At 76.6% G+C, this 2490-nt stretch carries 2 protein-coding genes; both read right to left on the bottom strand.

Features of this window, described 5'->3' with window-relative positions:
• Positions 1–166: 166 nt before the first annotated feature.
• A complete protein-coding gene (locus AB8Z36_RS37750; RefSeq protein WP_369217894.1) occupies positions 167–1342 on the bottom strand; it encodes a TadA family conjugal transfer-associated ATPase in 1176 nt (391 codons plus the stop codon).
• Positions 1339–2439 carry a septum site-determining protein Ssd gene (ssd, locus tag AB8Z36_RS37745; protein WP_369217893.1) on the bottom strand — a complete coding sequence of 367 codons (1101 nt, stop codon included), beginning with the start codon at positions 2437–2439 and terminating at the stop codon, positions 1339–1341. The genes AB8Z36_RS37750 and ssd overlap by 4 nt, the downstream gene beginning before the upstream one ends.
• Positions 2440–2490 lie beyond the last annotated feature (51 nt).

The following is a 2490-nucleotide window of genomic DNA, read 5'->3' as shown; positions in this document are numbered from 1 at the left end:
CGCCAGGACCACCCGCCCGGCTCCACCGGCACCCCGGCCGCGAGCACCGCGTGGGCCCTTCCGGCCTCCTTGCCCCGCCCGGCCCACAGCCAGGCCGCGCACCCCGCACCCAGCACCGCCGCCCATATCGACGCGCTCATGGCGGAGGGGCTCAGATCGGACGGATTCATGTCCGGTCACCCCACGCATCGCCGCCGAGCAGGGCCTTGAGGCGCTCCCAGCCCGGGCCCTCGTCGAAGGACTTGGCGCCCCACCGCAGCGCGGGCACCGTCACCACCAGTCCCGAGGGAGCCCGCTCCAGCACATGCACCTCCGCGATGCGCCGCCGCCCCTGCCGGTCGCGGACCAGATGGATCACCACCGAGAGAGCCGCCGCCAACTGGCTGTGCAGTGCCGCCCTGTCGAGCCCCGCGGCCGTTCCGAGGGCCTCCAGGCGGGCGGGGACGTCCGCGGCGGCGTTGGCGTGAACCGTGCCTGAGCCGCCCTCATGTCCCGTGTTCAGCGCGGCCAGCAGGTGGATGACCTCCGCGCCCCGCACCTCGCCGACGACCAGCCGGTCGGGCCGCATGCGGAGTGCCTGGCGGACGAGGTCGTCCAGGCCCACGTGTCCGGCGCCCTCCTGGTTCGCGGGCCTGGATTCCAGGCGGACCACGTGCGGATGCTCCGGGCGCAGCTCGGCGGAGTCCTCGGCCAGCACGATCCGCTCCGTCGGTCCGACGAGGCCGAGCAGGGCGCTCAGCAGCGTCGTCTTGCCGCTGCCCGTCCCGCCGCTGATCACGAACGACAGGCGGGCGTCGAGCAACGCCCGCAGCACGCGGTCGCCGTCGGGCGGCACCGTGCCCGCCTCGACCAGCTCGGCCAGGGTGAAGGCGCGGGGGCGCACGACCCGCAGCGAGAGGCAGGTGGAGCCCACGGCGACCGGCGGCAGGACCGCGTGCAGCCGTGTGCCGCTCGGCAGGCGGGCGTCCACCCAGGGCCGCGCGTCGTCCAGGCGCCGCCCCGCGACGGCGGCCAGGCGCTGGGCGAGCCGCCGCACCGCGCCTGCGTCCGCGAACGTGATTCCGGTGAGCTCGAGACCGCCGCCACGGTCCACCCAGACCCGGTCGGGCGCGGAGACCAGCACATCGGTCACGGAGTCGTCCGCCAGCAAGGGCTCCAGCGGGCCCGCACCGACCAGCTCCGAGCGCAACTGCGCTGCGGCGCCCAGCACCTCCGCGTCCCCAAGGACCCTGCCCTGGGCCCGCAGCGCCTCGGCGACCCGGGCGGGAGTCGGCTCCTTGCCGCTCTCCGCGAGCCACTGGCGCACCCCGTCCAGCATCCGCGCCCCGACGACGGCACTCATACGCCACCGCCCACGGCATCGACCGGCACGCGGCCCCAGAAGGCGGCACAGAACCGGGCCAGTGGCCCGCGCGCGAGGCCGCCCGGCGGCACCCCAGCGGCCTGCGCCGCCGAAAGGCCCGCTTCCCAGGGCACCTCACCGGCAAGCGGAAGCCCGAGGAGACCCGCTACCTCCTCCGGGTCGAGCACGCCTCGGTCGCCCTGGCCGCCCGGTCCCACTCCCGCGCCGATCACCACCCGCAGGTCCCGCAGGACCAGTCCGGCGGCCGACGCGACCCGCCGGGCCGCTGCCACCGCCCGCAGCTCCGGCGGCACCACCAGAAGCCCCAGATCCACCTGGGCCAGTGCCTCCGCGACCGGCTCGTCCACCCGGCGCGGCAGGTCCACCACGACCACACCACCGCGCCTGCGGGCCGCCGACACCACCGCTCGCACGGCCTCCGGGGCGACCGTCACCGCCTCGCCCCGGTCCCAGGACAGGACCCGCAGCGCGTGCAGCTCCGGCAGGGACTCCTCGAGCGCCTCCCCGCCGACCCGGCCACGTGACGCGGCGAACGCCGGCCAGCGCAGGCCGTCGGCCGACTCACCCCCGAGGAGGACGTCCAGGCCGCCGCCGAGCGGATCGGCGTCGACGAGCATCGTGCGCCTGCCGGCCCGCGCCGCCGTGACCGCCAGGGCGCAGGACAGCGTGGAGGCGCCCGCACCGCCGCGTCCACCGATGACGCCGACGGTCAGGGCCGGCCGCCCGGCTCCCTCCGCCACATCGGCGATGCGGTCCACCAGCCACTGCTCGCCGTCGGGCAGGAGCAGGACATGGTCGGCGCCGATCTCCACCGCGCGCCGCCAGACACCGGAATCGTCCTGATCCCGCCCGACCAGCACGACCCCACGCCGCCGGGCGGCGCCGCGCACCCGGTCCGCCGCGTCGTCACCGACCAGGACGAGCGGGGCCGAATCCCATCCCGCCCCGCGCCCCGGGCCGCCGTGGTGCACCTCCGGTCGCGCGCCCGCGGCGGCACAGAGCCGCAGCAGGTCGTCGAGAAGCTCCACATCCTCCGTCAGGATCAGCGGTCCGCCCTGCCGTCCGTCACCCGGCACGGACCGGTCCCGAGGCGTGGACCGGTCCCGAGACGCGGATCGGTCCTGTGA

This window comes from Streptomyces flavofungini (assembly GCF_041028215.1).
GTDB classification, from domain to species: domain Bacteria; phylum Actinomycetota; class Actinomycetes; order Streptomycetales; family Streptomycetaceae; genus Streptomyces; species Streptomyces flavofungini_B.
The sequence above is the reverse complement of the archived record's forward strand: the minus strand, read 5'-3'. Positions and strand labels throughout refer to the sequence as shown.

Bases quoted from the DNA above. Each gene is read 5' to 3' on its own strand.
- AB8Z36_RS37750 (WP_369217894.1), bottom strand. From the start codon at position 1,342: ATGAGTGCCGTCGTCGGGGCGCGGATGCTGGACGGGGTGCGCCAGTGG.